The sequence below is a fragment of the Brevibacillus sp. MS2.2 genome (assembly GCF_013284345.1).
In the GTDB taxonomy this organism is placed as follows: Bacteria; Bacillota; Bacilli; order Brevibacillales; family Brevibacillaceae; genus Brevibacillus; species Brevibacillus brevis_C.
This window is the reverse complement of sequence record NZ_JABSUZ010000017.1, coordinates 93,917-118,761: the sequence shown is the minus strand read 5'-3', so window position 1 is coordinate 118,761 and position 24,845 is coordinate 93,917. Positions and strand designations below refer to the sequence as shown.

At 48.0% G+C, this 24,845-nt stretch carries 28 protein-coding genes and 1 pseudogene; 20 read left to right on the top strand and 9 right to left on the bottom strand.

Annotated elements, in window-relative coordinates; translation table 11 throughout:
• Window positions 1–26: 26 nt before the first annotated feature.
• Complete coding sequence (locus tag HP568_RS16915; protein WP_048031801.1) at window positions 27–293, bottom strand: CD3324 family protein; 267 nt, start codon at window positions 291–293, stop codon at window positions 27–29.
• A gap of 271 nt (window positions 294–564) precedes the next feature.
• Between HP568_RS16915 and HP568_RS30060 the strand changes: the two genes are divergently transcribed.
• The 4 genes from HP568_RS30060 (at window position 565) to HP568_RS16900 (ending at window position 2,015) form a co-directional block, all read left to right on the top strand.
• Window positions 565–687, top strand: coding sequence for a hypothetical protein (locus HP568_RS30060; protein WP_256434937.1), 123 nt, complete (start codon window positions 565–567; stop codon window positions 685–687).
• A gap of 32 nt (window positions 688–719) precedes the next feature.
• Window positions 720–869 (top strand): zinc ribbon domain-containing protein, encoded by a 150-nt coding sequence (locus HP568_RS29830; protein WP_206767977.1) that lies wholly within the window; start codon window positions 720–722, stop codon window positions 867–869.
• 13 nt (window positions 870–882) lie between these two features.
• On the top strand, window positions 883–1,098 hold the full coding sequence (locus HP568_RS16905; RefSeq protein WP_007727516.1) for a hypothetical protein: 216 nt from the start codon (window positions 883–885) through the stop codon (window positions 1,096–1,098).
• 86 nt (window positions 1,099–1,184) lie between these two features.
• On the top strand, window positions 1,185–2,015 hold the full coding sequence (locus HP568_RS16900; protein ID WP_048031802.1) for a prohibitin family protein: 831 nt from the start codon (window positions 1,185–1,187) through the stop codon (window positions 2,013–2,015).
• 48 nt (window positions 2,016–2,063) lie between these two features.
• Here the strand turns inward: HP568_RS16900 and ahpF are convergent, their stop codons facing one another.
• On the bottom strand, window positions 2,064–3,593 hold the full coding sequence (gene ahpF, locus HP568_RS16895; protein WP_048031803.1) for an alkyl hydroperoxide reductase subunit F: 1,530 nt from the start codon (window positions 3,591–3,593) through the stop codon (window positions 2,064–2,066).
• 13 nt (window positions 3,594–3,606) lie between these two features.
• Window positions 3,607–4,170, bottom strand: coding sequence for an alkyl hydroperoxide reductase subunit C (gene ahpC / locus HP568_RS16890; RefSeq protein WP_056496515.1), 564 nt, complete (start codon window positions 4,168–4,170; stop codon window positions 3,607–3,609).
• Between the two features lie 307 nt (window positions 4,171–4,477).
• On the opposite strand from ahpC, the gene HP568_RS16885 reads away from it, so the two are divergent.
• Window positions 4,478–4,969 (top strand): PH domain-containing protein, encoded by a 492-nt coding sequence (locus HP568_RS16885; protein ID WP_173629694.1) that lies wholly within the window; start codon window positions 4,478–4,480, stop codon window positions 4,967–4,969.
• A gap of 2 nt (window positions 4,970–4,971) precedes the next feature.
• A pseudogene (locus tag HP568_RS16880) lies at window positions 4,972–6,492 on the top strand (PH domain-containing protein).
• A gap of 40 nt (window positions 6,493–6,532) precedes the next feature.
• Here the strand turns inward: HP568_RS16880 and HP568_RS16875 are convergent.
• Window positions 6,533–6,925 carry a VOC family protein gene (locus HP568_RS16875; RefSeq protein WP_173629693.1) on the bottom strand — a complete coding sequence of 131 codons (393 nt, stop codon included), beginning with the start codon at window positions 6,923–6,925 and terminating at the stop codon, window positions 6,533–6,535.
• 154 nt (window positions 6,926–7,079) lie between these two features.
• On the opposite strand from HP568_RS16875, the gene HP568_RS16870 reads away from it, so the two are divergent.
• Window positions 7,080–7,790: a DUF421 domain-containing protein gene (locus tag HP568_RS16870; protein ID WP_048031808.1), complete on the top strand. Its 711-nt coding sequence runs from the start codon at window positions 7,080–7,082 to the stop codon at window positions 7,788–7,790.
• A gap of 71 nt (window positions 7,791–7,861) precedes the next feature.
• Here the strand turns inward: HP568_RS16870 and HP568_RS16865 are convergent, their stop codons facing one another.
• A complete protein-coding gene (locus HP568_RS16865; protein WP_254551288.1) occupies window positions 7,862–8,467 on the bottom strand; it encodes a hypothetical protein in 606 nt (201 codons plus the stop codon).
• A gap of 111 nt (window positions 8,468–8,578) precedes the next feature.
• On the bottom strand, window positions 8,579–9,409 hold the full coding sequence (locus HP568_RS16860; protein ID WP_173629692.1) for an MBL fold metallo-hydrolase: 831 nt from the start codon (window positions 9,407–9,409) through the stop codon (window positions 8,579–8,581).
• A 139-nt stretch (window positions 9,410–9,548) separates the two neighbouring features.
• Here HP568_RS16860 and hrpB point away from each other — a divergent pair, with 139 nt between their 5' ends.
• The gene (gene hrpB, locus HP568_RS16855) at window positions 9,549–12,053 is read left to right on the top strand and encodes an ATP-dependent helicase HrpB (protein WP_173629691.1); all 2,505 of its coding nucleotides are present in this window, start codon (window positions 9,549–9,551) and stop codon (window positions 12,051–12,053) included.
• 254 nt (window positions 12,054–12,307) lie between these two features.
• Here hrpB and bluB read toward each other — a convergent pair whose 3' ends face one another.
• The gene (gene bluB / locus HP568_RS16850; protein WP_048031811.1) at window positions 12,308–12,961 is read right to left on the bottom strand and encodes a 5,6-dimethylbenzimidazole synthase; all 654 of its coding nucleotides are present in this window, start codon (window positions 12,959–12,961) and stop codon (window positions 12,308–12,310) included.
• Window positions 12,962–13,098: 137 nt separating this feature from the next.
• Here bluB and HP568_RS16845 point away from each other — a divergent pair, with 137 nt between their 5' ends.
• From HP568_RS16845 to HP568_RS16820, 6 genes are read left to right on the top strand one after another with little or no spacing between them, the layout of a single operon-like run.
• A complete protein-coding gene (locus HP568_RS16845) occupies window positions 13,099–13,782 on the top strand; it encodes a response regulator transcription factor (protein ID WP_048031812.1) in 684 nt (227 codons plus the stop codon).
• Window positions 13,748–15,181 carry a HAMP domain-containing sensor histidine kinase gene (locus HP568_RS16840; protein ID WP_173629690.1) on the top strand — a complete coding sequence of 478 codons (1,434 nt, stop codon included), beginning with the start codon at window positions 13,748–13,750 and terminating at the stop codon, window positions 15,179–15,181. Before HP568_RS16845 ends, HP568_RS16840 begins: the two co-directional genes overlap by 35 nt.
• A 48-nt stretch (window positions 15,182–15,229) precedes the next feature.
• Window positions 15,230–16,639 (top strand): efflux RND transporter periplasmic adaptor subunit, encoded by a 1,410-nt coding sequence (locus tag HP568_RS16835; protein ID WP_309142225.1) that lies wholly within the window; start codon window positions 15,230–15,232, stop codon window positions 16,637–16,639.
• Window positions 16,640–16,643: 4 nt separating this feature from the next.
• Entirely contained in the window at window positions 16,644–17,375 is a 732-nt protein-coding gene (locus tag HP568_RS16830; protein WP_173629689.1) for an ABC transporter ATP-binding protein, read from the top strand.
• Window positions 17,362–18,573, top strand: coding sequence for an ABC transporter permease (locus HP568_RS16825; protein ID WP_173629688.1), 1,212 nt, complete (start codon window positions 17,362–17,364; stop codon window positions 18,571–18,573). The genes HP568_RS16830 and HP568_RS16825 overlap by 14 nt, the downstream gene beginning before the upstream one ends.
• A gap of 51 nt (window positions 18,574–18,624) precedes the next feature.
• On the top strand, window positions 18,625–18,840 hold the full coding sequence (locus tag HP568_RS16820) for a hypothetical protein (protein ID WP_017250899.1): 216 nt from the start codon (window positions 18,625–18,627) through the stop codon (window positions 18,838–18,840).
• A gap of 370 nt (window positions 18,841–19,210) precedes the next feature.
• Here the strand turns inward: HP568_RS16820 and HP568_RS16815 are convergent, their stop codons facing one another.
• Complete coding sequence (locus HP568_RS16815) at window positions 19,211–19,552, bottom strand: hypothetical protein (protein ID WP_048031817.1); 342 nt, start codon at window positions 19,550–19,552, stop codon at window positions 19,211–19,213.
• A 216-nt stretch (window positions 19,553–19,768) separates the two neighbouring features.
• Here HP568_RS16815 and HP568_RS16810 point away from each other — a divergent pair, with 216 nt between their 5' ends.
• Genes HP568_RS16810 through mscL form a run of 3 tightly spaced genes read left to right on the top strand, consistent with a single transcriptional unit; the run spans window position 19,769 to window position 22,032 of the window.
• Window positions 19,769–20,617: a nucleoside hydrolase gene (locus HP568_RS16810; RefSeq protein ID WP_173629687.1), complete on the top strand. Its 849-nt coding sequence runs from the start codon at window positions 19,769–19,771 to the stop codon at window positions 20,615–20,617.
• Between the two features lie 4 nt (window positions 20,618–20,621).
• Window positions 20,622–21,554: a nucleoside hydrolase gene (locus HP568_RS16805; protein WP_173629686.1), complete on the top strand. Its 933-nt coding sequence runs from the start codon at window positions 20,622–20,624 to the stop codon at window positions 21,552–21,554.
• Between the two features lie 13 nt (window positions 21,555–21,567).
• Window positions 21,568–22,032, top strand: coding sequence for a large conductance mechanosensitive channel protein MscL (mscL, locus tag HP568_RS16800; protein WP_048031820.1), 465 nt, complete (start codon window positions 21,568–21,570; stop codon window positions 22,030–22,032).
• Between the two features lie 36 nt (window positions 22,033–22,068).
• On the opposite strand, the gene HP568_RS16795 is transcribed toward mscL, so the two are convergent.
• Complete coding sequence (locus HP568_RS16795) at window positions 22,069–22,842, bottom strand: YheC/YheD family protein (RefSeq protein WP_048035733.1); 774 nt, start codon at window positions 22,840–22,842, stop codon at window positions 22,069–22,071.
• 161 nt (window positions 22,843–23,003) lie between these two features.
• On the opposite strand from HP568_RS16795, the gene HP568_RS16790 reads away from it, so the two are divergent.
• The 3 genes from HP568_RS16790 (at window position 23,004) to HP568_RS16780 (ending at window position 24,666) form a co-directional block, all read left to right on the top strand.
• A complete protein-coding gene (locus HP568_RS16790; RefSeq protein ID WP_173629685.1) occupies window positions 23,004–23,840 on the top strand; it encodes an AraC family transcriptional regulator in 837 nt (278 codons plus the stop codon).
• 77 nt (window positions 23,841–23,917) lie between these two features.
• On the top strand, window positions 23,918–24,283 hold the full coding sequence (locus HP568_RS16785; protein WP_048031822.1) for an MmcQ/YjbR family DNA-binding protein: 366 nt from the start codon (window positions 23,918–23,920) through the stop codon (window positions 24,281–24,283).
• Window positions 24,284–24,288: 5 nt separating this feature from the next.
• On the top strand, window positions 24,289–24,666 hold the full coding sequence (locus HP568_RS16780; protein ID WP_048031823.1) for a VOC family protein: 378 nt from the start codon (window positions 24,289–24,291) through the stop codon (window positions 24,664–24,666).
• The last annotated feature ends 179 nt before the right edge of the window (window positions 24,667–24,845 follow it).

Here is a 24,845-nt window from a genome sequence, read left to right as displayed (position 1 = left end):
GACACACGGTCAATCTTTTCTCTGTCTCATTTATGTCCACGAATAATGCGCCGAATACTGTGTTCGGTCAAGTAATGTTTCTGGGCGAGCATTTTGACAGAAGCCCCTTCGTGAAATGCCTGCCAAATCGCTTGATTGCGCTCGCTTAGGCATTGCTTTGTGTCTGTGGAGGCGCCCCATTGTCGTTTGTTTTCGTGGTGGATCGGGATGTACAAGTAACTTCCTTGTACATAATGCTGAATTTGACGCAGCAGATCGTCTGGCAATAGGTCTTGTGCATTTTTGTATTTCATGTGCTTTGCTCCTGTCTATATAGCGTGATGTGCGTATATAGATGAGCAAAGAGATCCTCAACTCAATATGGGGAAGGCTCTGAACCAAGAGAAAGGAACTCTTTGCTCAGAGCCGCATTCGGCTCTTCGTACATAAGGGTCTAGCATATGAATCATCTCCCTTCTTGTCTCTATAGTAGTGAGAAAGGGGAGTTTCTTCAACATTCTTCTTTGCCTTCTTTTCCAAATAAAGGGTATGATGAGGGGGCTGTGGATAATCGAATGAGTTGAGGTGGTAAGATGTTGGGAGCATGCGGAATATGCAACGAAAATCTGGATCAAAACAACCAGTGCAGGTGTACAAGGCAAGAGAGAGCTTCGTCAGATCGTAACAGTGGACGCAGAGGATGTATAAAATGCGGCTGCACGCGGACAACTGTGACACAGATGTCCGCTACAGGCGGTGGCTTATCGCGCATGTTGAATGTTCAGTATCAGGTATATGATGTAATCAGTTGCGTGAATTGCGGTTATAGTGAAATGTATAAACGAAATTCTTCGTCAACGATGAATATTGTAGATTTGTTTTTCGGATAGGAGATGCAATGACATGAGTCTTGGCGGTTTTCAAAGCGGCTTTTCCGCCCGCAAGGTACCACGTTCGGAAGTGCGCTGGGGACAGTTTTTAATATGCAATCACGGGTGTGAGGAAGTCATCCAATTGATTTCGCATGTATCTGGTGAAGTCGAGTTTGAGCTATGCAAAATCGAAGCAGAGCGTATGGCACATGTTCTTTTAGAAGCATCGAAAGCAGAGCGCTCCTGACATGTATTTTTCATAAATTTCTTGAAACTTATACCCCACTCCCTCGTATAAATGAATGAGCATGTATAGATAGAGGGAGGACGAGTATGAGCGACAAAAATGTTGTAAAAATGAGTCCCTTTCAAGCAGGAGGAAAGCTGATCGCCACGATTGTGATACTGGTCGCGTTGGTCTTGCTTGGCACGCAATCTTTTACGATTATTTCCGCTGGGCATAGTGGAGTTGTGCTGCAACTGGGAGCGGTACAGCCAAAAGTGCTGCAAGAGGGTATGCATTTTAAAATTCCGTTCATCCAAACCGTGGTACCGATGGAAGTGCGGGTACAAAAATCAGAAATGAGCCAGACATCCGCTTCACGTGACCTGCAAACCGTATCTACGACAATTGCCGTTAACCATCATTTGGATGCAGAAAATGTCAATAAGCTGTATCAGCAAGTGGGATTGGAGTACAATAGCCGAATTGTTGATCCTGCCATTGCCGAATCATTTAAAGCCGTGACCGCTCAATACACAGCAGAAGAACTGGTATCCAAGCGTTCCGAGGTCAGCCAAAAGGTAAAAGAAGTCCTGCATAAGAAGCTGTCAAATTATAACATTATCCTCGACGAAATCAATATTCGCGAGTTTACATTCAGTGATGAATTCAACCGCGCCATTGAATCCAAGCAGGTGGCCGAGCAGCAAGCGCTCAAATCGAAGCTGGATCTAGAGCGGATCAAGATCGAGAAAGAGCAAGAAATCACGAGAGCAGAAGCACAGGCACAAGCACTGCGGCTGCAAAAGCAAGAGGTTACGCCAGAGCTGATTCAGCTCAGACAGATCGAGGCGCAACTCGAAGCGATCCGCAAATGGGATGGAAAGCTGCCGAACGTAACGGGTGGAGCTACTCCGTTTATCAACGTGGGTGCCCCATAACCAAATAAATAAACAAAGCCACTCCCTTGAAGAGGAGTGGCTTTGTTCTTAGTTGCGGATGAGATAATCGAAAGCTCCCAAAGCCGCAGTAGCACCAGATCCCATCGAAATGATGATCTGTTTATAAGCACTGTTCGTGCAATCACCGGCTGCAAAAACACCAGGGATGTTTGTAGAACCATGGCTGTCTACCACGATCTCACCAAAGCGAGTGCGTTCAATCGTGTCACCCAACCAATCTGTATTCGGTACCAGACCGATCTGTACAAACACACCTTGCAATTCAATGTGCTTGGTTTCACCTGTCTCACGTTCGATGTAAGAAATGCCGTTTACTTTATCCGTACCCGTGATTTCTTTGGTTTGAACGTTTTTGAGTACAGTGACATTCGGCAGACTGTAAAGACGATCTTGCAATACCGCATCAGCTTTCAGCTCTGGCGAGAATTCCAGAACCGTTACATGTTTCACAATACCTGCGAGATCAATCGCTGCTTCCACACCTGAATTACCGCCGCCAACAACTGCGACATCTTTACCTATGAACAAAGGACCATCGCAGTGAGGGCAATAAGCTACACCCTTGTTCTTGAACTCTGCTTCACCCGGTACACCGAGATTCCGCCAGCGAGCACCTGTCGACAAGATGACTGTCTTACTCTTCAGAACAGCGCCGTTTTCGAGTTCAATTTCGATCAGATCCTTCTTCTCCAAACGCTTGGCGCGTTGCAGCTTCATGACATCAATGCCATACTCTTTTACTTGCTTTTCCAAGTTGGCTGCGAGCTGAGGACCTTCAATGTATTTCACACTGATGAAGTTCTCGATGCCCAATGTGTCATTGACTTGACCGCCAAGACGTTCAGCAACGAGACCAGTACGAATCCCTTTGCGGGCTGCATAAATCGCCGCACTAGCACCTGCTGGGCCACCGCCCACAACAAGCACATCATAAGGGTCTTTATTGTCAAACTCGGATGCGTCCGGAGCAGAACCCAGCTTGGCAAGAATTTCCTCCACGGTCATACGACCGCTTTCGAAAAATTCACCATTGAGGAAAACGCTTGGCACAGCCATCACGTTTTTGCTCTCTACCTCGTCCTTGAATACGGCACCGTCAATCATTGTATGAGTAATACCAGGATTGAAGATACTCATCAAGTTCAGAGCTTGGACAACATCTGGACAATTGTGGCAACTCAAGCTGATGTAAGATTCGAACTTATATTCACCACGAAGGTCTTTGATTTGATCAATGACACTTTGCTCAACCTTTGGAGCTCTTCCGCTAACTTGCAAGAGAGCCAATACCAAGGAAGTAAATTCGTGACCCAGTGGAGTACCAGCAAAAACGACGCCAGTATCTTCACCGACACGGTTTACGCTAAAGCTAGGTGTGCGAGTTAGTTCTGCCTTCTCCACACTGATCTTCAAAGACATGCTGGCTAACTCATCAATCAGTGCAAGCATCTCAGAAGATGCCTCATCGGTGCCTGCACTGACTTTGAGTACAATATCGCCTTCCAAGAGCTCGAGATATTGTTCTAGTTGCGCTTTGATTTCTTGGTCAAGGGCCATTATCTATCACACCTTAAATTTTGCCTACGAGATCAAGGCTTGGTTTCAGTGTTTTGCCACCTTCTTGCCATTTTGCTGGGCAAACTTCACCTGGATTGTTGCGAACGTATTGTGCTGCTTTGATTTTGTTGATCAGAGCACTTGCATCACGGCCAATGCCACCAGCAGTAATCTCAACAGCTTGGATGACTCCGTCTGGGTCGATGATGAAAGTACCGCGATCTGCCAGACCTTCAGCTTCGATTAATACGTCGAAGTTGCGGGAGATCACATGGGAAGGATCGCCGATCATGATGTATTCTACTTTACCGATTGCTTCAGAGCTGGAGTGCCATGCTTTATGAGTGAAGTGAGTATCTGTAGAAACGGAGTATACTTCCACACCGAGTTCTTTCAAAGTTGCATATTGGTTTTGCAGATCTTCAAGTTCAGTAGGGCAAACGAAAGTAAAGTCTGCTGGGTAGAAGCAAACTACGCTCCATTGACCTTTGAAGTTTGCTTCAGTTACTTCGAGGAATTTACCTTTTTGGAATGCTTGTGCTTTAAAAGGCAATACTTCAGTTCCGATGAGTGACATAGTGTTAGCTCCTTTATATGTTTTTTGTATTTACATATTCAGGACATGCGTAACGAGGCATGCTTGAATATAATTTACAATGATTATTATTTAATAAATGATTCAGTAAGTCAAGTTTTTTATAATGATTATAATGTGATAATTTTTACAAGACGTTTTAACCATTATTTAGTATGATTCGAACGGCATCAGAGTATTCGTTTGCTGTGCGAAAAATTGACCATTCGTGCGTAGAAACCGAGCGGATTGTTTTACGTATGAAATAAAGAGCGAATTGACAGCGGAATAAACATACAGGAGTGATGATATGCCATCTCCAATTAGCGCACCGCAAAAATGCTTGTCCAAGGACGCGTTCAAGGTACAGCTTATTACCGAGGGGATTACGGTTGTGATCGGGCTTGTTATTTTGGCCGTACTTTATTATCTAGATAATCGTTTTGCCTGGAAGGAATGGATTGGATGGAGTCTGCACGGATTGCTCGTTATCGGCATGATCGCGACGATTTGGTCTTTTGTCGAGCCGTATTTTTTATACAAAAGCTGGCGGTATGATATCGATGAAGATTTCCTGCAAATGAAATTCGGGGTGATCACAGAGAGACATTTCCTTGTCCCTATGACGAAAATCCAAGCAGTCTCAACAAAACAAGGACCGATTTTACGAAAATATGGACTGTACACCATTTCGATAAAAACGATGGGCTCCTCGCACGAAATTCCAGGATTGCCGGGGGATGTCGCTGCTCAATTAAGAGAACAGATTGCACAATACGCCAAATTAAAGGAAGTGGAGTAGCGATGGAAGCAAAACGATACCATCCACTAACTATCCTTTTTGATCTCATCATCCAAGTAAAGCATCTGTTTTTTCCTGCGTTGATTTTGTTTGTGTTCAATTATGACTCGACAAACGCATTCATTACATACGGGAGAATTGTTTTTTACTTCTATGTAGGAGGGATGCTGATCTATCTGCTTTTGAAATGGGTCTCGTACAAGTATAGGCTGGATGAAACGGCTTTCCATCTATACGCAGGGATTTTTACGAAGACAAAGCAGACCATTCCTTTTACCAAAATCCAAAACGTCAATCGACATACGACGTTGCTGCACCGGATTTTTAAAGTGACTTCTATCCGATTTGAGACAGGGATGGTTGGCGATGATTCTAGAGTGGAATTCGCGGTGATTTCTCTGAATGAAGCAGATCGACTGGAGGCTTACACGAAACAGGGAATGCGTTTATAAAAAGAGCCTGAAGCTGAAGCCGAAGGGAAAGAAGGAGACGCGACCTCTTCGGGGGAAATCGGTACGCCGTCTGCCACTCCTGAGCGAATTATTCACTTTACGCCAACGAAAAAAGAGATTACCAAGGCTTCCTTCACTTCTCTCAGCTTCCTCGGGATGATTACGTTACTGGTATGGGCGTATTTCAAGCTCACCGAATATATCGACGTGGAGGAGCAGGTAGTAGGTATTTATTCGCTGATTACGAGCTCGTGGACATTTATCACGCTGACAGCCGTTGGACTACTCGTCCTATCCATCGTATTCGGCATGGTTACGACCTATATTCGTTATGGAAAATACGAGATTTCGTCGGATCATGAGCGGATTTACATTGCCAAAGGAGTCATTGAAGAAACAGCTTTTTCGATTGCAAAAGAGAGAGTGCAAGCGATTAAAATCAAACAATCCTTGTTAAAGCGCATGTTGGGTCTCGCCGAAGTCAAGCTGACGGTTGTCGGCGGGGATAGTGATTCGGATAAAGATAAACAGGATGTCAGCTCGCTCTATCCATTTTTACCGGTAAAACGTGCGTATGAGATGATCTCCGAAATATTGCCTGCTTATGAAGTGAAGGAAGAAATGACGAGTCTCCCCAAAAAAGCGTTATGGGTTCGCTTGGTCAGATCGAGCTGGATTTGGATCATAGGCACAGGTGCGCTTTCCTATTTCAAGCCGAATATTTGGGGGTGGGAGCAAGCGTGGTGGGTCATATCCATTGCGTTGACACTGATCATCCTGGCCTTTGAAGTCATTGAATTCTGCAACACCCGATACACCTTGAATGATCACTTTATTCAGTTCCAAACAGGGAGCCTAACTACGACTTTATTTGTCTCCAAACGAGAAAAGATTATCGAGGTAAACGTCAAAAGGGGTCTCCTGCAAAAACGGCTAGGGCTTGCTTCGATCAAAACGGTCAATCGCGCCAAACCAGTGAGTCATAAAGGGGTAACAGATGTGCCGATAGAGTTGGCGGAAGGGTTTTATCAGTGGTATATGGGACGTAGAAAAGAGATCAAAGTAGAATAGAAGAAGAGGGGACGTAGAAGGAAAAGGAGAACCTTTCCCTCTACGTTCTTGTGCTTTCAAACAGCTCCAGCCATTCCCCATCCGGACCTTTGAAGAACATATAACGCGAACCGTTCGGCAGTGTGGTTATTTCCTGATCGATAAAGGATACATGTAGTTGCTCTAAACGGTCGATTTCAGCTTCGAGGTTGTCCACAGCAAACGCAAGGTGGTGGACCTTGCCCTCTACTGGCAGAGAATCGTTATATCCGTGAATGAGCTCCAGCTCTGTCTCTGTGCTTCCTGGAAAGCCAAGAAAAGCAAGCGTAATGACTCCGTTGGAATGGGAGAGCTTTCCTTTTAGCTCCATCCCAATCACTTCCGTGTAAAAGGCAATCGAGGCCTCCAAATCTTTTACCATCAATCCCAAATGCTCCAGTTTTTTGATCGCCATATCACTTCATTCCTTTCTACAGGTCTGATTTTTTCTATTGTAGAAGAATTTGAAGAAAAAGTCTGTATGCCCAAGCAGTCATGATAGGTTTTCAAATGATGAACATGGCTATAATTGGGCTATGGTGCAAATTTCGTCATCCCCGGGGTGGAGCATGGAATCTATTGTGGAAATGATTGCGAGAGCAGTACTGGCTTTTGCGATCATGATGATCATTACAAGGATGTTGGGCAAGCAGACAATTGCGCAAATGACGTATCACGACTTTGTCGCGGCGATTACTTTGGGGGCGCTGACAGCAAATCTTGCTTTTAACAACATGATCAAAATATCGCATATGATCGTGGTGTTACTCACTTTTAGTGGCATCGCCTATTTGCTCATGATCCTTTCTCTGAAAAACCGGAAAATGCGAAAATGGTTTTCGGGTCAACCGACGGTGATTATCCAGGATGGAAGAATTCTGGAAGATAACATGCGCAAGCTAAAACTGTCTTTGGATACGCTGAATCAAGAGCTGAGGGAAAGAAACATTTTTAATATCGAAGAAGTTCAATATGCTGTGCTGGAGTTGAATGGAGAGGTATCGGTTCTGCGAAAACCGCAGTTTCTGCCTGTCACTCGTGGAGACTTGAAACTGAAAATGGGGGCGAGGCAGACATTCCCGATTGAATTGATCATGGATGGCCAAATCATCCAGAGCAATTTACGTCAACATAGCCTAACCATCGAGTGGCTACTCTCACAGGTGGGCAAAAAAGGCTTGAGCGTCGCGGAAGTGAATTACGCCGTGATTAGCTCCAATGGACAAATTTATTTCGACCCGTATGATGACCATATCAGCAATCCGATCGACAAAGAATAAGGATTAGCAAAAAACCTCCGTGATGGAGGTTTTTCATTTGCTCGAGTATTGGCTGAGTGTTCCTGATTGCTTCAAATAGGTATAAAATCTGTGCAAAATAGTGATAGCTTCTTTGAGCGAGTCAGCATGTCTCCACCCTCGAACTTGCCGTTCCATGCAGTCATGATCCCTGTTTTTTGCAAGAGCGCGAGATTGGTTCCGAGGATTCCGCTGTAGTCATCCGTAAACAATATTTCATCGCCATTTTGGCCAAAGAGAAGCGGATACAGGATGTTCGTTTGGTCTCTCCCAGCTTCGTTGTACCGACCATCCTGCTTGAAAAAAGCTTCAGGTGAATTTGGGTCAAGCGAATACTGATTCAAGATGATGGGAATATCCCGCATGCCAGAAAGGATTTGTAAGACCTCTGCCGCTGGAATGTCTTGGTTTTCTAACATAAAGACGGGCAGGATCTTTGCCGCACCAATTCGATTTAGTTTCGTGTCTGGGTAAAAAAAGTAGCCGTTGGAAGAATAGCGGACAGCGTTCCACCAGTCTCTTGTGACGATCGAGCTGATCTCCGTGTACGCCCAGTGATTTTTGGGCACGTCGGCAAATCGCTCGATGCGATAGTCACTGTAATCTGTCTTTTGGTTAGCTTTATACGGTCTGTAACGATCAAACAGGCGATAGATCATGACGGTCAATTCTGCTTTGTCTACCAATCTTTCAGGCTGGAAGCGTCCGTCAGGATAACCGCTAACAACCCCCTTATGTTCTCCTCTCTTTTTTCTATGAAATGGTAAGGATTATCCTTCCAGTATACTATCCGGTGTAGGAAAAGGAAGGTGTTCTGCAAGAACAGATGTGACGATATGCAACGAGTCAAACTCGCCAGATGAAGCCGTAATGATCGGCGGTTTAGAGGTAAACAGTTGCTTGTTAATTGCATGGGGAGAAAGCCCTTTGCTATGGAAATGCAGGATTTCCCCAGACAGATTCTCCAAATGCTCCAGCTTTTGTTGCAAGCATGTTTTCCCGTCTGGATGATATCCGGAATGGGCGCAAAAGATCGACTTGAAGTCACACGCGAGGACCTTACGAAGGGAATTCATCAAGGTGGGGACCGATTCTTCTCGTAATATGACCTTCGTTTTCACACCCATAAAAAGATCGCCACAGAACAAGCGACCGGTCCTTTCATCCAATAAGGCTATATGGTCATGGGCATGGCCGGGGGTATCAAGAACTTTCCATTCGATGGAGCGAGAGTGATGGACGTCACCCAAAGGTTGGGCCACAAACGGATCGCGAATCCCCCAAGTAAGCTTACGGTAGAAAGGATATTGTGCTTTTTGCGAGCAAATATTCACCCCTTTTTCGTGAATGAAAAGAGGGACCTGCTTGTGCTGGGCAATCCACGAGGCGGTACCGACATGGTCTTCATGGCTGTGCGTCAGTACGACCGAATCAAACGAGGCTTCCTGAAACCTGTGAACGAGAGCTTGCTCGAGTACTTTCGGGCCAGTATCAATCAGCATGCCATCCGTCACATAGACATAAATCCCTGATTCCCAATCCCCAACGCGAACAATCCCTTCCAGACATGCCACGTCTTCCTGATGATGAATGTGAATCATGCCGCACACCTCCCATCGTGATGGAATCATTATACTATTGAATGATTATTCAGTCATTTTTTGTTTGCGATCTACACTCATCCTTCATCCCTGTATCATGTATGATGAATAGGGATGATTGCTTGTATGAGGTGAAAACATGAATGCATTGCCGATAAATGAAGTATTGCCAGAGCTGGTAGGCACGCTGTGCAAAGAGACGAACGCAGTATTGGTCGCAGCTCCGGGTGCGGGGAAGACGACGCGGGTACCACTGGCCTTGCGTGAAGAAGCTTGGTTACGCAATCGTCGAATAGTAATGCTGGTCCCGCGCCGACTGGCCGCACGTCAAGCTGCTACCTACATGGCTGCCTTGCTGGGGGAAGAAGTTGGACAAACGGTCGGATACCGGGTCAAGCGCGAGTCAAGAGTAGGGCCAGACACTCGGATTGAAGTGATTACAGAAGGAATTTTAACGAGAATGCTACAGGATGATCCAGAGCTATCTGATGTCGGTCTTGTTATTTTTGACGAGTTCCACGAACGGAATTTGCACGCGGATTTAGGACTGGCCCTAAGTCTTCAAGCACAAAGCTTGTTTCGGGAAGACCTGCGAATTCTCGTGATGTCCGCTACGCTCGATGCCGAGCCTGTGTCAGCCTTGCTGGAGAATGCTCCTGTTATCAGTAGTAAAGGCAGGATGTTTCCGGTGGAGACGCACTTTTTGACTTCCCCGATGGAGGGGCGTCTGGAGGAAGCGGTTGTCCAGATGATCTTCCAAGCGTTGAGACAAGAAGAGGGAGATATGCTCGTCTTTTTACCAGGAGCCAAAGAAATTCACCGGGTGCAAGGTTTGCTTGAACAAAGCGGTGTGGGCACGAATATCCGGATTGCGCCTCTTTACGGAAACTTGTCGCAGGAGGAACAAGATAAGGCGATCCAGCCCGGGAAAACAGGGGAGCGCAAAATTGTCCTCGCCACCTCTATTGCCGAGACGAGCTTGACTGTCGAAGGTGTGCGCATCGTGATTGATAGTGGATTAAAACGGGTCCCGCGCTTTTCTCCACGAACAGGGATGACGAGGCTGGAGACAGCAAAGGTATCAAGGGCGTCCGCAGACCAACGCAGAGGAAGGGCTGGGCGGCTTGCGCCCGGAGTCTGCTATCGACTGTGGACAGAGCAAGAAGATCGCATGCTCATTCCCCAGCAGGCACCTGAAATTATGGAAGCGGATCTGGCTGTGCTCGCTTTGGAGCTGGCTCTGTGGGGTGTTGGGTCGTCGGACGAGCTGGATTGGCTGAATCCTCCGCCGAAGCCAGCGATGGCACAAGCTCAAGAGCTGTTGCTTCAGTTGGGCGCATTAGATGAGTGGAAGCAGATCACACCACATGGACGAGTGCTGGCTGGGATGGGTGTGCATCCGAGATTGGGCCACATGATTCAAAAAGCGAATGAGCTGGGGGAAGGTGATCTGGCTTGCGAGCTGGCTGTCCTCTTGGAAGAACGAGATATTGTGCGGGGGCGCCAAGCGTCAGCAGATGCGGATATGCGTACGCGTGTTGAACTGCTTCGTCAGGTAGCAAACAAACAGAGTGAGGCAGTGGAGCTTCCGATTGATGTAGGAGCATGCAAAAGACTTTGTAAGGAGGCGGCGCACTTCAAACGGGGATGGGCAAACAACCAGTCTGGTGACACCTCCACTCGTACAGAAGCGACGGGAAGACTGCTGGCGTTTGCGTACCCGGACCGGATTGCCCAGCGAAGGGCAGATGGACGTTATTTGCTTCGCAATGGGCGCGGGGCGGCTTTTTCCGTGCAGCAACCACTGGCTGCTTCACCGTATATTGTGGCAGCAGAACTCGATGACCAAGGCGCAGATAGTCGGATATTACTGGCGGCTAGCGTGGAAGAAAGCGACCTGTTGAAGGATTGTGCGATGCAGATTACCGAACGAATGAACGTATGGTGGGAGCATACAGCGGGGGCAGTTCGCAGCCGCAAGCAAAAGCGGTTGGGGGCGATCTTGTTGGCGGATATAGCTGCGGAGGCTTCACCAGATGAGGTGTTAACAGCGTTTTTGGACGGAATAAAAGAAGAAGGCTTGGAGATTTTGCCGTGGAATCAGCAGGCGAGACAGTATCGGGAGCGTTTGCTCTTTATGCAACGTCTGGAGGAAGGCTGGCCGAATGTGGAAGATGAGGCACTACTTGTTTCCCTGGAGGAATGGCTCGCTCCCCATGTGTATGGTTTCAAAAGAAAGGAAGACCTGCAGTCGCTGTCAGTGGCGACGTTGCTAGAGAGTATGCTGTCATGGGAGCAGCGCAGACAACTAGACGAATACGCTCCGACTCATGTGATCGTCCCAAGCGGCTCCAAAATTCCTGTCGATTACAGCGATCCAGCAGCACCGGTGCTTTCGGTCCGGCTACAGGAGCTGTTTGGTTGGCAAGACTCGCCGAGAATAGGCAGAGGCAGAGTGCCACTGACATTGCACCTGCTTTCGCCGGCTCATCGTCCGGTACAAGTGACACGGGACTTGGCGAGCTTTTGGGCACATGCGTATTTTGAAGTGAAAAAAGATTTAAAGGGCCGTTATCCCAAGCATTATTGGCCGGATGATCCGCTAGCTGCCATTCCAACAAACCGGACGCGGCCACGCATATAAATCGATTCGCTAGGTATATTCGGGTATAGAGGGAGGGCATCGCGTCAGGTGAAATTTCCCATTTTGCTAGTTCCATGTTCGTGAGTCACGTCAATTGTGAAACCTTCTTCGTGTTCTGGCACGTCAGGAAGATACCGTGAATCACGTACTACCCCCTCTATTTCTTAGGGCTGCCTGTTACAACAGGCGGTCTTTTTTTTGTAAAAAAAAGGTGCCGCAGTTGCAGCGCCCTTTCTTTCGTATGGGGTCAAGGCTCAGGCTTTGTTTCCCCATTGCTCCCGATAAATCAACTGTTGCAGGTCCTCGCGTTGTCTCCATTGGTGCAGCTCCAAGAGTGGACGTTCCGGATAATGATCCGTGTAGCCGATCGACAGCAATGCGACAGGATCGATATGCGGCGGTATGTTCAGGATACGACGCACGTCGGCCTTCTTGTAAAAACTGACCCAGCCCATCGCCAAATCTTCTGCGTAGGCTGCCAGCCACATGTTTTGGATCGCACAGCTAACAGACATAATATCTGTTTCCGGGATGGAATTGCGACCGAGTACATGGTCTCCGCCACGTGTAGGATCACAAGTGACACAGATGGTGACAGGCGCTTCCTTGATTCCTTGAATTTTCAACTCTAAAAAGGTCGATTCTCGTCCCGTTCCTTCGTAGTGGATGGCAAGTGCCCGGCGTTCTTTATCCGCACATTCTGCAAGAGCTTGTTTGGTTTCGTCGTCTTCTACCAGGACAAAATTCCAAGGCTGCATGAATCCGACAGAAGGAGCATGGTGGGCAGCAGCCAAGATCATGGCGAGCTTTTCCGGGGCGACAGGGTCTTGGCGAAAGGTACGAATATCGCGACGATTGCTGATGGCTTTATACAGCCCGTTTTTTTCTTCTGCAGTTAAGCGTTTCATGAGAAAAACCTCCCTATTTGCATTCAGGTCTCTTTATTTTACTTACAAAGTATGGTTCCTTCCAGACATCTACTTGACATATTCATGTCCTACGCTAAAGGGGAGGTTAGTCCGAGCAGAGGGGAGATAGTACGAGCATGCAAAACATCTTAATTGTAGAAGACGAGTTACCCATCTCTCGGGTATTGAAGGCGTATTTGGAAAAAAACAACTTTCAGGTGGAACAGGCATTTAACGGCGAGGAAGCAGAGAGGAAGTTTGATTCACTCAATCCTGCGCTGGTCTTGCTGGATGTGATGCTGCCTGGACGAAGCGGATGGAGTATTCTCGAATATATTCGGGCGAAAAGCTCGTGTCCTGTCATCATGCTGACAGCGTTGGGACAAATCGATAACAAGTTGGCGGGTTTGAACAAAGGCGCCGATGACTATATCACCAAGCCCTTTATTGCCGACGAAGTGGTCGCTCGCGTACATGCAGTATTACGTCGCTCGAAACAATTGATAGAAGGCAATCATGTGAAGCAGTTTGGCAGTCTGAAAGTCGACTTTAAGGCTTATTCTGTCATGCTGCACGGCATCGAACTGGCGTTTACGCCAAAGGACTTGTGTCTGTTTCTTTTTTTAGCGCAGTACAAAAACCAGACGTTCACCAGAGAACAGCTCATCGAGCAGGTGTGGGGAATGGACTACGAAGGAAGTGATCGCGCAGTAGACCTCGCAATCAAGCGCATCCGGCGATCTTTGGAGAATTGGCCGACATCCGAAGGGGAAATCCGTACTTATCGTGGCTTGGGCTACAAGCTGTGCGTATATGAGTGAGAAAAAACGCACCTCGTTGTTTCGGTATTGGACGACGCGATACTTGATCATCTTGTGTATCGGCCTTTTCGTGATCGGGATTGCATCCAGCTACTGGATTTCTTATAGCGAGACTCAAAAACGCCTTGATTTTATGAGACTGATGGCAGCGGAAGTAGCGGATCGGGTCGTTGATGTGGAAGGCAAGGTGAAAACGGCTCCGTTTTTGTTTCGTATCGTGGACAGTCGCCAGGAGTCACTCGGCGTCAATTACAAGCCAATCATGATGATTTTAGATGAACACAAGCAACCCGTATTTGGCGTACCGGGTCCTTTTTTAGGGGAACTGAAGCGTATCGCGCCTGATCTGGTGGATGCGGATGACAGCCTGTCACAGTTCGAGCTTGCGCGGGGTGACGAAGTGCTTTTCGTGAAGGAAAGCATTAAAGTTGATGAGCGAGTGGTTGGATGGGTCATGCTGTTCACCCCACAAAAACAGGTGATACGCGGCATGACCGAATTCCAATTGCTCGCGATCATGCTTCTGGGTCTCGGCTTACTTGGCTGGCTCGTCATATATTTGCTGACGAAAAAGCTGTCTCAGCCGATTAAGGATGTGGCAGACGCTGCCAAGCAAATCGTACTGGGAAACTACGAGATTCAATTGGATAAAAACAAGCGCGAACAAGAAGTGTATGAGCTGATTCATTCCTTTGAAGAAATGGCAGAACGATTGAAGCAGTTGGAAATGATGCGTACCGAGCTTTTGGCAGGGGTGACCCACGAACTCAAAACACCTGTTACGTCCATCAGTGGGCTGGTACAAGCCGTGAGGGAAGAGATTGTGAGCGGTGAGGAAGCCAAGGAGTTTTTGGATATTTGTACGAAGGAAACGACACGTCTGCAAAAGATGATAGAGGATTTGCTCGATTTTAACTCGTTTGCTGTGGGTGACATTCGCATTCGCCGGCAACCCCAAAACATGCAGGAGCTGATTCGGGAAGTTACGCACCAATGGAAGATTGTGCAGGAAGAAGAAAAGCTCAGCCTGCACATCGAAAATACGTCTGAGCCAATGATGATAGAGACCGACCCGTTGCGTGTGCAGCAAATCATGTACAATCTCCTAAACAATGCAGCACAGGCGATGGAATCGGAGGGACGGATTATCGTGTCCCTATCTGCATCAGCAGATGAGATTCGCATTGACGTGAAGGACAATGGACGTGGGATACCGATAGAGGAACAATCTTTGATTTTCGAACGATTCTACCGAGGCGAGGACAAGAAGCACATCGTCCGTGGATTGGGGCTTGGTTTGTCTTTTAGCAGAATGATTGCGCAAGCGTTAGGAGGTATGTTGATCCTGACGGAGAGTACAGCGTCAGGCAGCACCTTCACGTTGATTTTACGCAAATAAAACAGGCATGCTTCAAAAAACGATCTGGTTCACTCCGGTCGTTTTTTTGTGTCTTCATCTGACTTTTCCCTGACGTATTCGTTCCGTATAGTGGTCGCAACCAAAAAGACAAGTCTTCAATCAAGTAGACGCAAGGATGCGATTTCTACCATTCAGGTCGGCGTTGGTGATGCCGTGAAGGCAGGGCAAGTTCTGGCGACGATGGACGATTCCGTAGCGAGAATCCAGGTGACGAATGCGGAAGCAAATCTTTTATCGGCGCAAGCCAAGCTAGAGGAGGCACAAAAGCGCAAGAGTCCCGCAGAAATCACTTCTTTGCAAGCTGCCGTCAATCAGACCAAGAACGAATGGGAGCTCGCCAAGCAAAACATTGACGGGAAAAAAGCGGCAAACGACGTAGAGAAGGCAAAGGCAAATCTGGAGAGTGCCCAGAAGACGTACACTTCCCAGCAGGCCTTATTTGCGGCAGGTGCGATTGCCAAGAGTGAATTCGACAGTGCTCAATCCTCGTTGGATCAGGCTCAGCGTGATTACAACTCGGCCATATTGACAGCCGGACAGACGACAGGGCAGGCAAGTGTGAAGGTAGAGCAGGCATTGGTTGCGTATCAAACAGCGCAAGAAGCGTTACAGGAAGCGAATGAAGGCCCTGATGCCGCCACAGTATTATCGGCCAAAGCAGCGGTGGAGCAGGCAAAAGCGGGGCTGCAACAAGCACAAAAGGCACTGAGAGCAGTCACCTTGAAAGCACCAATGGACGGAGTGATCGTCCAGGTGAATGGCAATGTAGGCGAAATACCCGGCAATGATTTCATTATCATGGATAATTCGAATAGCGGAGATTTAGAGGTATTGGCCCAGATTAGCCAGAGTGACATCGGAAAAGTACAGGAAGGCTTGCCAGTGACGTTTACGACGAGTTCTTATGCGGATGAGACGTTCCGTGGAAAAGTAAAGCTGATCTATCCAGAAGCGAAAACTGACGCTGGAGTCACCACTTACGATGTGCTTTTGTCTGTGGCAAACCAGGATAATAAATTGAAGATCGGGATGACGATGAACGTCGCGATCGAACGGGGAACTCATAAAAATGTGCTCGTGGTACCTGCGCAAGCGCTGCAAACGCAAAATGGCAAGGATGGCGTGTATGTGCTAAAGGATGCTGCTGCACAACTAGCTGGTGAAGGAGCTGAAGGGAATCAGTCTGAGGCGAAGCAAGCGAATAATCGCAGTGGAGGCAAAGAGGGCAGAGCGAATATGCCGTATCGATTTGTTCCGATCAAAATGGGATACTTCACTGCCGATCAGGTAGAGGTGACGGAGGGGCTTACCGAAGGAGAGCGTGTCGTCATCCTCGTGAATACACAGACCTCATCTGGAACGAGTCAAAATGGAAATCGAATGGGCAGCGGTATGCCGGGATTCGGCGGAATGGGCGTCCAGATAAGGGGACGGTAAAAAGATGAAACCGGTCATTCAAATAGAAGAGCTGAGAAAACAGTACGTCATCGGAGATCAGGAGATTTATGCGCTCAGGGGTGTCAGCTTGTCGATCGAGGAAGGAGATTTCGTGGCAATCATGGGGCCGTCTGGTTCAGGCAAATCTTCCATGATGAATGTAATTGGCTGTCTGGATAAGCCCACCTCGGGAGAATTTTATTTAGACGGCTATCCTGTATCACAAGCACATGACGATGAATTGGCGGTCATCCGCAATCAGAAAATCGGCTTTGTTTTTCAAAATTTTAATCTGTTGCCACGTACAACCGCAGTGGAAAATGTAGAACTGCCTCTTTTATATGGAGGCACATCTGCACGGGAACGAAGAGTAAGAGCCATCCGGGCATTAACGAGTGTCGGACTAGCAGAGCGATTAAACAACAAGCCCAATGAGCTGTCAGGTGGGCAGCAGCAGCGCGTGTCGATCGCGAGAGCTCTCGTCAATGATCCCGTCATCCTGTTGGCAGATGAGCCGACAGGAGCGCTGGACACGAAGACGAGTGAAGAGATCATGGGTATTTTTCAAAAGCTGAACGATGCGGGCAAAACGGTTATTTTGGTGACACATGAACCTGATATTGCGGAGTATGCGAAGAGGATCGTCCGGTTTCGTGATGGGCAAATCATCGCGGATGAAGTGGTGGAGGATCGCAGGGGGGTGTCGATGGAGGGTAGAGCAGATGAGCTTTATTGAATGTGTACGCATTTCATTTCGCAGTATCAGGGCAAATGGCTTGCGCTCCGTTCTCACGATGCTGGGAATTATCATCGGTGTAGCAGCTGTTATCGCGATGGTGGCGATCGGTGAAGGGACTTCGACCTCTGTTGCTTCGCAGATCAATGGGTTAGGAAGCAACCTGCTGATTGTCACACCTGGTCAGGCGACACAAGGCAGGGTAAGCCTTGGGGCTGGCTCTTTGAATACGCTGACGATAGCAGATGCAGAAACCCTGATGCAAAAAGAGTCCATTTCGGGTGTGGCTCCCAGCGTCAATGCGCGGGGGCAGATTGTCTGGGGAAGCAATAACTATTCCAGTATGCTCGAGGGGACGTCAGCCGATTTCCCTCAGGTGAGGAATGTAGAAATTGGACAGGGGCGTTTCTTTAGTAACTTTGAGGTGAAGATGCAATACAACGTGGCAGTCGTGGGGACAGAGGTGGTCAGCAACCTGTTTAAAGGAGCGAATCCAGTAGGGCAAACCGTTCAGATCAACCGGATTCCGTTTACGATCATCGGCGTATTACAGAGCCAGGGAAGCTCAGGCATGACAAACAACGACGATCGGATCATCATTCCGATTACCACTGCGATAAACAGGTTGACCGGAGGCAAAAATGTGGGCTCGATCTACGTCTCGGCAGCATCGTCAGACTTGATGGAGAAGGCGCAACAAGATATTCAGCAATCCCTTCGTGCCAATCACAAGCTACGGCCACAAGCAGCCGATGATTTCCGCATTACGTCCCAGTCAGACATCTTAAGCACGGCACAGTCAGTCTCCAGCTCGATGACGGCGCTTTTATCTGGCATTGCAGCCATCTCACTGATTGTTGGCGGGATTGGCGTAATGAATATTATGCTTGTATCGGTCACGGAGCGGACACGGGAGATCGGGATTCGCAAGGCGATTGGAGCCAAGCGGGGCGATATTCTCCGCCAGTTTTTGATCGAAGCGGTTACGCTTAGCCTGATTGGCGGGGTGATTGGTATTGCCTTAGGGGTAGGGGCGGCGTTTTTGGTTAGCAAGCTCGGTCAGATGGCGACTTCAATCAGTCTGTCTCCGATAATGTATGCGTTTTTGACCTCTACATTGGTTGGTGTCATCTTTGGTGTGTATCCGGCGAGAAAAGCAGCACAGCTCAAACCAATCGACGCTCTGCGGTATGAGTGAGTGTGTAATTTTACCAATCCGGGCATACTAGCCGTGAGAGGTGTTGGTCTGATGGAAAAAAGCGTTCAATTTTCCGTGCCATGGCGAGAAGCGACACGCATTGTGAAAAGGATCAAAACAAGCAAATTGCGTTATTTTGTCAGACAACAAGAGGGCAAGACCAGTGTTGCGTTCGTCTTTCCTCGAGTTAGCGTCAGCCAATATGTCTATTTGTATATCATTTTTGGACCAAGAGCTGCTGATGTGCTCAATAACGATAGCAAATAGAATGATCCCTGATGGCCTTAAGCAGGCGTCAGGGATTTGTAATAATTCACAGGAAAACAAAACCTGACACTTTTCGATAGGACTGTTTCATAGTACAATTCGAATATGAACGAACTTGGGGAAGTTCGGGATGGCGGCACCCAATCTGTGCAGAAGGGCCGCCTCTTTTTTTGCTATTGTCCAAGCGTTCGTTTTCGACAGCATTTTTGCTCAGAGGATATAATAGGTACAATTGCCTGAATATACAGATGGAATGAGTGGGTAGTTGGATATAAAATATGCTTATTCACGTGAATACAACGTACTACTCTCTCCCAAGATTTGATCTTGGGGCTTTTTTTGTTCAAAAACGATGAAAAAAAGCCGTTTCTCATGACGGCTTTGTTATCGATAGGGTAGGTTGAAAGCTTCCTTTCAGCAAGGCATCGATCAATTGCTCCTGTGTGAGAGAAATCGTGATACCCATTCCAGGCAGATCGACAGAAAAAACATTCTCTCGGTACAAATACCAGAGACCGCCTGTCGGCTCAATAGAATAGACGTGTATATTTTGCTGTGAATGCTGGCCTGCCTTTTGGATTTCCCGCAACGCTGTAAACATTTCTCCCCAAATAGGCAGATAAGGCTTCGTTTGGTGCTGCACAATCGCTTGAATCAGTTGGTTTTTCACGAGAGAAATAGCATCCATGGTTGAGTGGTTCAACGAAAGCATGACCGTTATACTCCTTTTGCATGGCTTGGCGCATTAGTCTTGTGTGATGGCGATTTTTGTCGAAGTTATGAATAAGTGTAAAATAGTTATCCGTTCGATGCAAGAGAAGAGAAGGTAGAGATGAGCATTTGGATATTTGACGGTTGCTGCTGATTTGGATAGCATAGGAAAAGCGGTTTTGACAAATGGCAATAGCGAGAAGCGGGAGATGAGATTGTGGCAAAAAAACACCGGTTGATCATCGAGTTTTGCGGTGGCTTTGGACAAGGGCTGGCCTTGCTGTATGCTTTGCGGTCGCCTGATGTTCAAGTGGCAGGAATCATTTGCAGAGACACGCAGTCAAGCTTGGCTGGGAAGCTGATTGATTTTGCACAGCCTGGCTATGAAATTCCAATTGTAACAGGTGCCAAGCAACCGCTTTTCTCAGGAACGATAGAGACGACCACCTCGGAAGGTGTACGGTTCCTTGTAGAAAGCACGCAGGATGAGGAAAGTGACTTGACGCTCGTGACGTTTGACCGTTTGACGACGCTAGCTTTGGCTGTCGCGCGTGATCCACTGTTGGCGCGTAAATTTACGCGAATCGTGGTGCAGGGTGGAGCCATACGTGTACCAGGAGATGTTACGGCCATTGCTGAAACAAACATACATGGTGATCCGGAAGCAGCTGCGCTCGTTTTGGCAGCCCGCTTGCCGCTTGTGCTTGTTCCATTAGATACAACCAGCTTGTTTCGATTGACGGAAGAGCAAGTACATACGCTGGGAAGTCTCGCACAAGCAGTTGGCCTGATCGATAGAACAACGATCTCAGACATACAGTTGGCCGCTTCTGCACGTACGCTCCATGCATGGGTAGCGATGCTCGCGGCTCTCTCGCCTGAAAAGATGCGGATGGAGCAGATGAAGCTCTCAGTCGAATGCAAAAGCGAATGGTCACGCGGTGCCATTCTGGCCGATCTGCGGGCGAAACCGAGTGTAGGAACCGATACGGCTGTATGCGTTGAGGTTGAGATGGCAGAGGCAGAGCGCTTTTTGCAAACCGTTTTGGATCGGGGAGGGGTATAAGCGCATGGAAAAAATCATTTTGGATGTAGATACCGGGATTGATGATGCGCTGGCGATTGCTTATGCCGTTCACTCGCCTGCTCTTGAAGTGTGTGGGATTACCACGACTTTTGGCAATATTACGGTGGAGGAAGCAACACGCAATACCTTGCAGGTGCTAGAGCTGCTGGATGCCTCTGCGATTCCTGTCTATCAGGGGGCATCGAAGCCGATTGTTCGCGACCTCACAGGAAAAGCAAGGCTGTTCCACGGTGAGAACGGGCTGGGCAATGTCGTCCTTCCTGCGCCATCGACAACAGCTCAGCCACAGTGTGCCACACAATATCTCATCTCTGCAATAAAGGAACATCCACATGAATTGACACTCGTGACCGTCGGGAGCATGACCAATCTGGCGCAGGCGATTATGGCTGCTCCAGAAATCGTATCCCTTGTCAAACGAGTAGTCGTGATGGGAGGCGCTGTAACAGTGCCGGGCAATCGCACGCCTGTAGCAGAAGCGAATATTTGCGCCGATCCGGAAGCCGCAGCGTATGTCATCCAGTCTGGTATTCCAGTGACGCTGGTAGGCCTGGATGTGACGATGCAAACGCTGCTCACCCGCGAACACTTGCAGGAGTGGAGAGCGAAGGATACACGCTTGAGTCATGTTTTTGCGGATATGTGCGAGGTGTACATGAATGCCTACGCCACAGTGGGCAATTTGCGCGGCTGCGGTCTGCATGATCCGTTGGCCGTAGGTGTCGTTATCGATCCGACGTTTGTGAAGGCAGTCCCGATGCATGTTGTGGTAGATACATCCGGGGGAGCCAGTGATGCCCGTACGATTGGGGACAGACGGGAACATCCAGCGCATCCACCGAATGTGGACGTGTGCCTGGAGGTTGACCATGAGCGTTTTGTCGGTCATTTTCTGAAGTACGTACTAGGTAATTAAGGAGGAAGTTATTGTGTTAAAAGAATTTAAAGAGTTTGCGTTAAAAGGAAATGTGATGGATCTCGCTGTCGGTGTCGTGATTGGTGGGGCTTTCGGGAAGATTGTTACCTCGCTTGTTAATGACATCATTACTCCCCTGATCGGAATGCTTCTGGGTAAGGTGGATTTCTCCGGCTTGTTCATCAATTTGAGCGGGGTTCCTTATAAGACGATCGCCGAAGCAAAAGCAGCAAAAGCTGCGACGCTCAACTACGGATTGTTCCTCAACTCTGTGATTGATTTTGTCATTATCGCCTTTTCTATTTTTATCGTCATCAAGCAGCTCAACCGCTTCAAACGCAAGCAAGAAGTGGAGAAAGCACCTGAGACAACGAAAGAGTGCCCGCATTGCATCTCGGCTATTCCAATCAAGGCTACACGCTGCCCGAACTGCACCTCCATGCTGGAGACAAAAGGAACAGCATTGGCACACGAATAAGACCCATACACGAATCAAACGAACAGAGGAGGGCGATTATGCCTTCCTCTTTTTTCGTTTCACGCGGTTTTTGTACTGATAGTGAAGTCTTTTAATCGTATGGTAATAAGTCTTGTCTTTGAGCTTGGCAAACAGCCCGTGGGAAGGAAAGTCGTAATTGACCTCAATAATAGAGAGGTTTCCCGCTTTATCAATGGCAAAATCAACGCCGATTTGCGCACTGTGCCGATATTTATTAAAGTGGGCACATACACGGTGACTGATTTGGATCAACTGAGAGACGACACTTTTCAATTTGGTTGGCTCGACTGCGCCAGATTTTTTCAAGGCATGCGGGACTGTGACGGCATATCCGCCGCCACGAGCGACATTGGTAATGATACTGTCGGCGCCGGCTACCTTGGCTAGCATGCCGGCATATTGCCATTTGCCCAAGCCATTGCGCATCATCATGACGCGAATATCAAAGGGGCGGCCATCGATTTCAGCTAAATCCAGCCCTTTTTGAATCACATAATTTTTTTCCGTACACTGCGCGGCGAGCTGCTGCTTCAAGTCAGCCAAAGAATCTGCCTGCATAGGTTCTCCGCGCTCCTTGACAAATTGATAGCCCCCGCCATCCGTTTTCCAGACACGAATAATGCCTTTCCCCATATGGGTTCTCGTCGGCTTGATATAGACGGTAGAATACTTCGCTACATACGAATCCAAACTGGCGGGCTGATATAGCGAAGTAGGCGGCAGGTAAGGGCGAATGTAAGGACTTTTTGAAAAGAACTGATGAAGGCTCCACTTGGAGGAGGAGATCACATCTTGCACCTCACTTTGCGAAAAATCCATTCGTCCCAGCATATGCAGAAGCGTTCGCGACCGTTTTTATTTTGAAAGGGGACGTTTTTCAAAAATGGCCAAGGACTTAAGAAGGAGTTAAAGAATTATGGGGGAATATATGTTCTAATCATAAGGGAAGGATGGTGAAAATCATGCGGCAATTCCGTCCGGTGCAACCTCCGACTCTGCAACGAGCGAGCGCCCAAAATGCCTATCGCTACCAAGAGTACATGCCCAGCAAATGCCTGGTAAACGATATCGCTTGCTACTGGACCTCAGAGTACGACGGCAAAGGGATAGCACCTGCAAGCCGAGTCATACCCGATGGATGCATCGATATCATTTTCAATCTCGGCGCCACTTCCTATCAGAAGGGGGCATTTTTAACGGGATTGATGAGGACGTACGAGGTGATCCCATTGACCGAACCACAATCCTTGATCGGCATTCGGTTTTACGCTGAAGGAGCAGCTCGCTTTTTGCGCTACCCCGTCGCCATGATCAACGGACATCATCCCAATCTGGAAGACATCTGGGGCAAAGAGGCAGATGAGGTGATAGAAGGCTTGCTCGAAGCTTCCGACACAGCGGAGCGAATCGCTTGGTTGGAGCAGGAGCTTATCAAACGTTTGTCGATGGATGATCCAGCAGACCAGTTGCTTTTGACGAGCATGAACTATTTATATGAATACAGAGGAAATCTTTCCATGGCCGCGCTTGCCGAGAAAGTGAATTATAGCGAGAGAACCTTGCGAAGGACATTTCAACAACAGTTGGGTATGGGCCCGAAGGAAATGGGCCGAATCATTCAATTTCAAGGGCTGCTGCAAATGCTGGCTAAGGGAACATGCACTTCGTTTACGGATGCAGCTCTCCAATGTGGCTATTACGATCAGTCGCACTTGATCAAGAGCTTCCACACTTTTTACGGTGTAGCTCCAAGTAAAATGGTCTCGCCAGATCGTGCGAATCGATAAATCTTGAAAAGTTGTCCGTTTTTTACAATCTTCCTTTTGCGAGACGCGTTACCCTAAAGAAAGGATGGTGAATTCATGTGAATGAACAAACATTAGATACATACTGCCGAAAGCAGCCCGGTGCCACCCATGACTATCAGATGGATTGGGAATGCGATCGCTACCATGTCGGAGGCAAAATATTTGCCATGATCGGAGGCGATTCCAAAGGAGTTCGCATCCTCACCTTGAAATGCGATCCGATGCGTGCGGAGGAATTACGCGAGACCTACGAAGGGATCGTACCCGGCTATCACATGAATAAATCCCATTGGAATTCTGTCTACTTGGATGCTGACATTCCCGAAGGCTTATGGGAAAAGATGATCGAGCATGCGTACGATACGGTGCTCCAAAAACTGCCTAAGCGCGTCCAGCAAGAAATCAAGAGCGAACAGGAGTGAGTAATGTGGGAATCAAGCTTGATATGGTAGGGATAGTCGTACAGGACATGAAAAAAGCGTTGGATTTCTATCGGGTACTCGGTTTCGATATTCCAGAGGGAGCAAATGAAGAGCCGCATGTGGAGGTTGCGCAGGATGGTGTTCGTCTGGCCTTTGATACAATCGAAGTTGCCAAGGGTGTGTATGGGGGATGGGAAGCACCTGTTGGGCATCGGATTGAGCTGGCTTTTTTGTGTGAGGATGCTGCGGCACTTGATGCGTTGTATGCGAAAATCGTTTCACATGGCTACGAGAGTCACCGTGAGCCGTGGGATGCGTTCTGGGGCCAGCGGTATGCCATCGTGAAAGACCCGGATGGGAACCTGATCAGTTTGTTTGCGTAATACGATCCTTACATAAGAAGACAAGCCGAGCCTATCTGAAAAAGGTTGGGCTTGTTTGCATTTGTGGACGGAATCATTGGCTGATATATAAAACTTTTTAATAGGAAAACATCCCCATATCATCCCGGGTTTTTCTCAATAGAACGGGCTATTGCTGTGACAGCTTGAACGGGGGGAGA

Coding starts and splice junctions, on each gene's coding strand:
- HP568_RS16875 (WP_173629693.1), bottom strand. CDS start 6,925: ATGGCGATCAAAAAACTGGAGCATTTGGGATTGATGGTAAAAGATTTG.
- hrpB (WP_173629691.1), top strand. CDS start 9,549: ATGAATGCATTGCCGATAAATGAAGTATTGCCAGAGCTGGTAGGCACG.
- HP568_RS16845 (WP_048031812.1), top strand. CDS start 13,099: ATGCAAAACATCTTAATTGTAGAAGACGAGTTACCCATCTCTCGGGTA.
- HP568_RS16805 (WP_173629686.1), top strand. CDS start 20,622: ATGGAAAAAATCATTTTGGATGTAGATACCGGGATTGATGATGCGCTG.
- HP568_RS16905 (WP_007727516.1), top strand. CDS start 883: ATGAGTCTTGGCGGTTTTCAAAGCGGCTTTTCCGCCCGCAAGGTACCA.
- HP568_RS16885 (WP_173629694.1), top strand. CDS start 4,478: ATGCCATCTCCAATTAGCGCACCGCAAAAATGCTTGTCCAAGGACGCG.
- HP568_RS16830 (WP_173629689.1), top strand. CDS start 16,644: ATGAAACCGGTCATTCAAATAGAAGAGCTGAGAAAACAGTACGTCATC.
- HP568_RS16860 (WP_173629692.1), bottom strand. CDS start 9,409: ATGATTCACATTCATCATCAGGAAGACGTGGCATGTCTGGAAGGGATT.
- HP568_RS29830 (WP_206767977.1), top strand. CDS start 720: ATGTCCGCTACAGGCGGTGGCTTATCGCGCATGTTGAATGTTCAGTAT.
- HP568_RS16820 (WP_017250899.1), top strand. CDS start 18,625: ATGGAAAAAAGCGTTCAATTTTCCGTGCCATGGCGAGAAGCGACACGC.
- HP568_RS16870 (WP_048031808.1), top strand. CDS start 7,080: ATGGAATCTATTGTGGAAATGATTGCGAGAGCAGTACTGGCTTTTGCG.
- ahpC (WP_056496515.1), bottom strand. CDS start 4,170: ATGTCACTCATCGGAACTGAAGTATTGCCTTTTAAAGCACAAGCATTC.
- HP568_RS16865 (WP_254551288.1), bottom strand. CDS start 8,467: ATGATCTATCGCCTGTTTGATCGTTACAGACCGTATAAAGCTAACCAA.
- bluB (WP_048031811.1), bottom strand. CDS start 12,961: ATGAAACGCTTAACTGCAGAAGAAAAAAACGGGCTGTATAAAGCCATC.
- ahpF (WP_048031803.1), bottom strand. CDS start 3,593: ATGGCCCTTGACCAAGAAATCAAAGCGCAACTAGAACAATATCTCGAG.
- HP568_RS16825 (WP_173629688.1), top strand. CDS start 17,362: ATGAGCTTTATTGAATGTGTACGCATTTCATTTCGCAGTATCAGGGCA.
- HP568_RS16815 (WP_048031817.1), bottom strand. CDS start 19,552: ATGCTTTCGTTGAACCACTCAACCATGGATGCTATTTCTCTCGTGAAA.
- HP568_RS16900 (WP_048031802.1), top strand. CDS start 1,185: ATGAGCGACAAAAATGTTGTAAAAATGAGTCCCTTTCAAGCAGGAGGA.
- HP568_RS16790 (WP_173629685.1), top strand. CDS start 23,004: ATGGTGAAAATCATGCGGCAATTCCGTCCGGTGCAACCTCCGACTCTG.
- HP568_RS16915 (WP_048031801.1), bottom strand. CDS start 293: ATGAAATACAAAAATGCACAAGACCTATTGCCAGACGATCTGCTGCGT.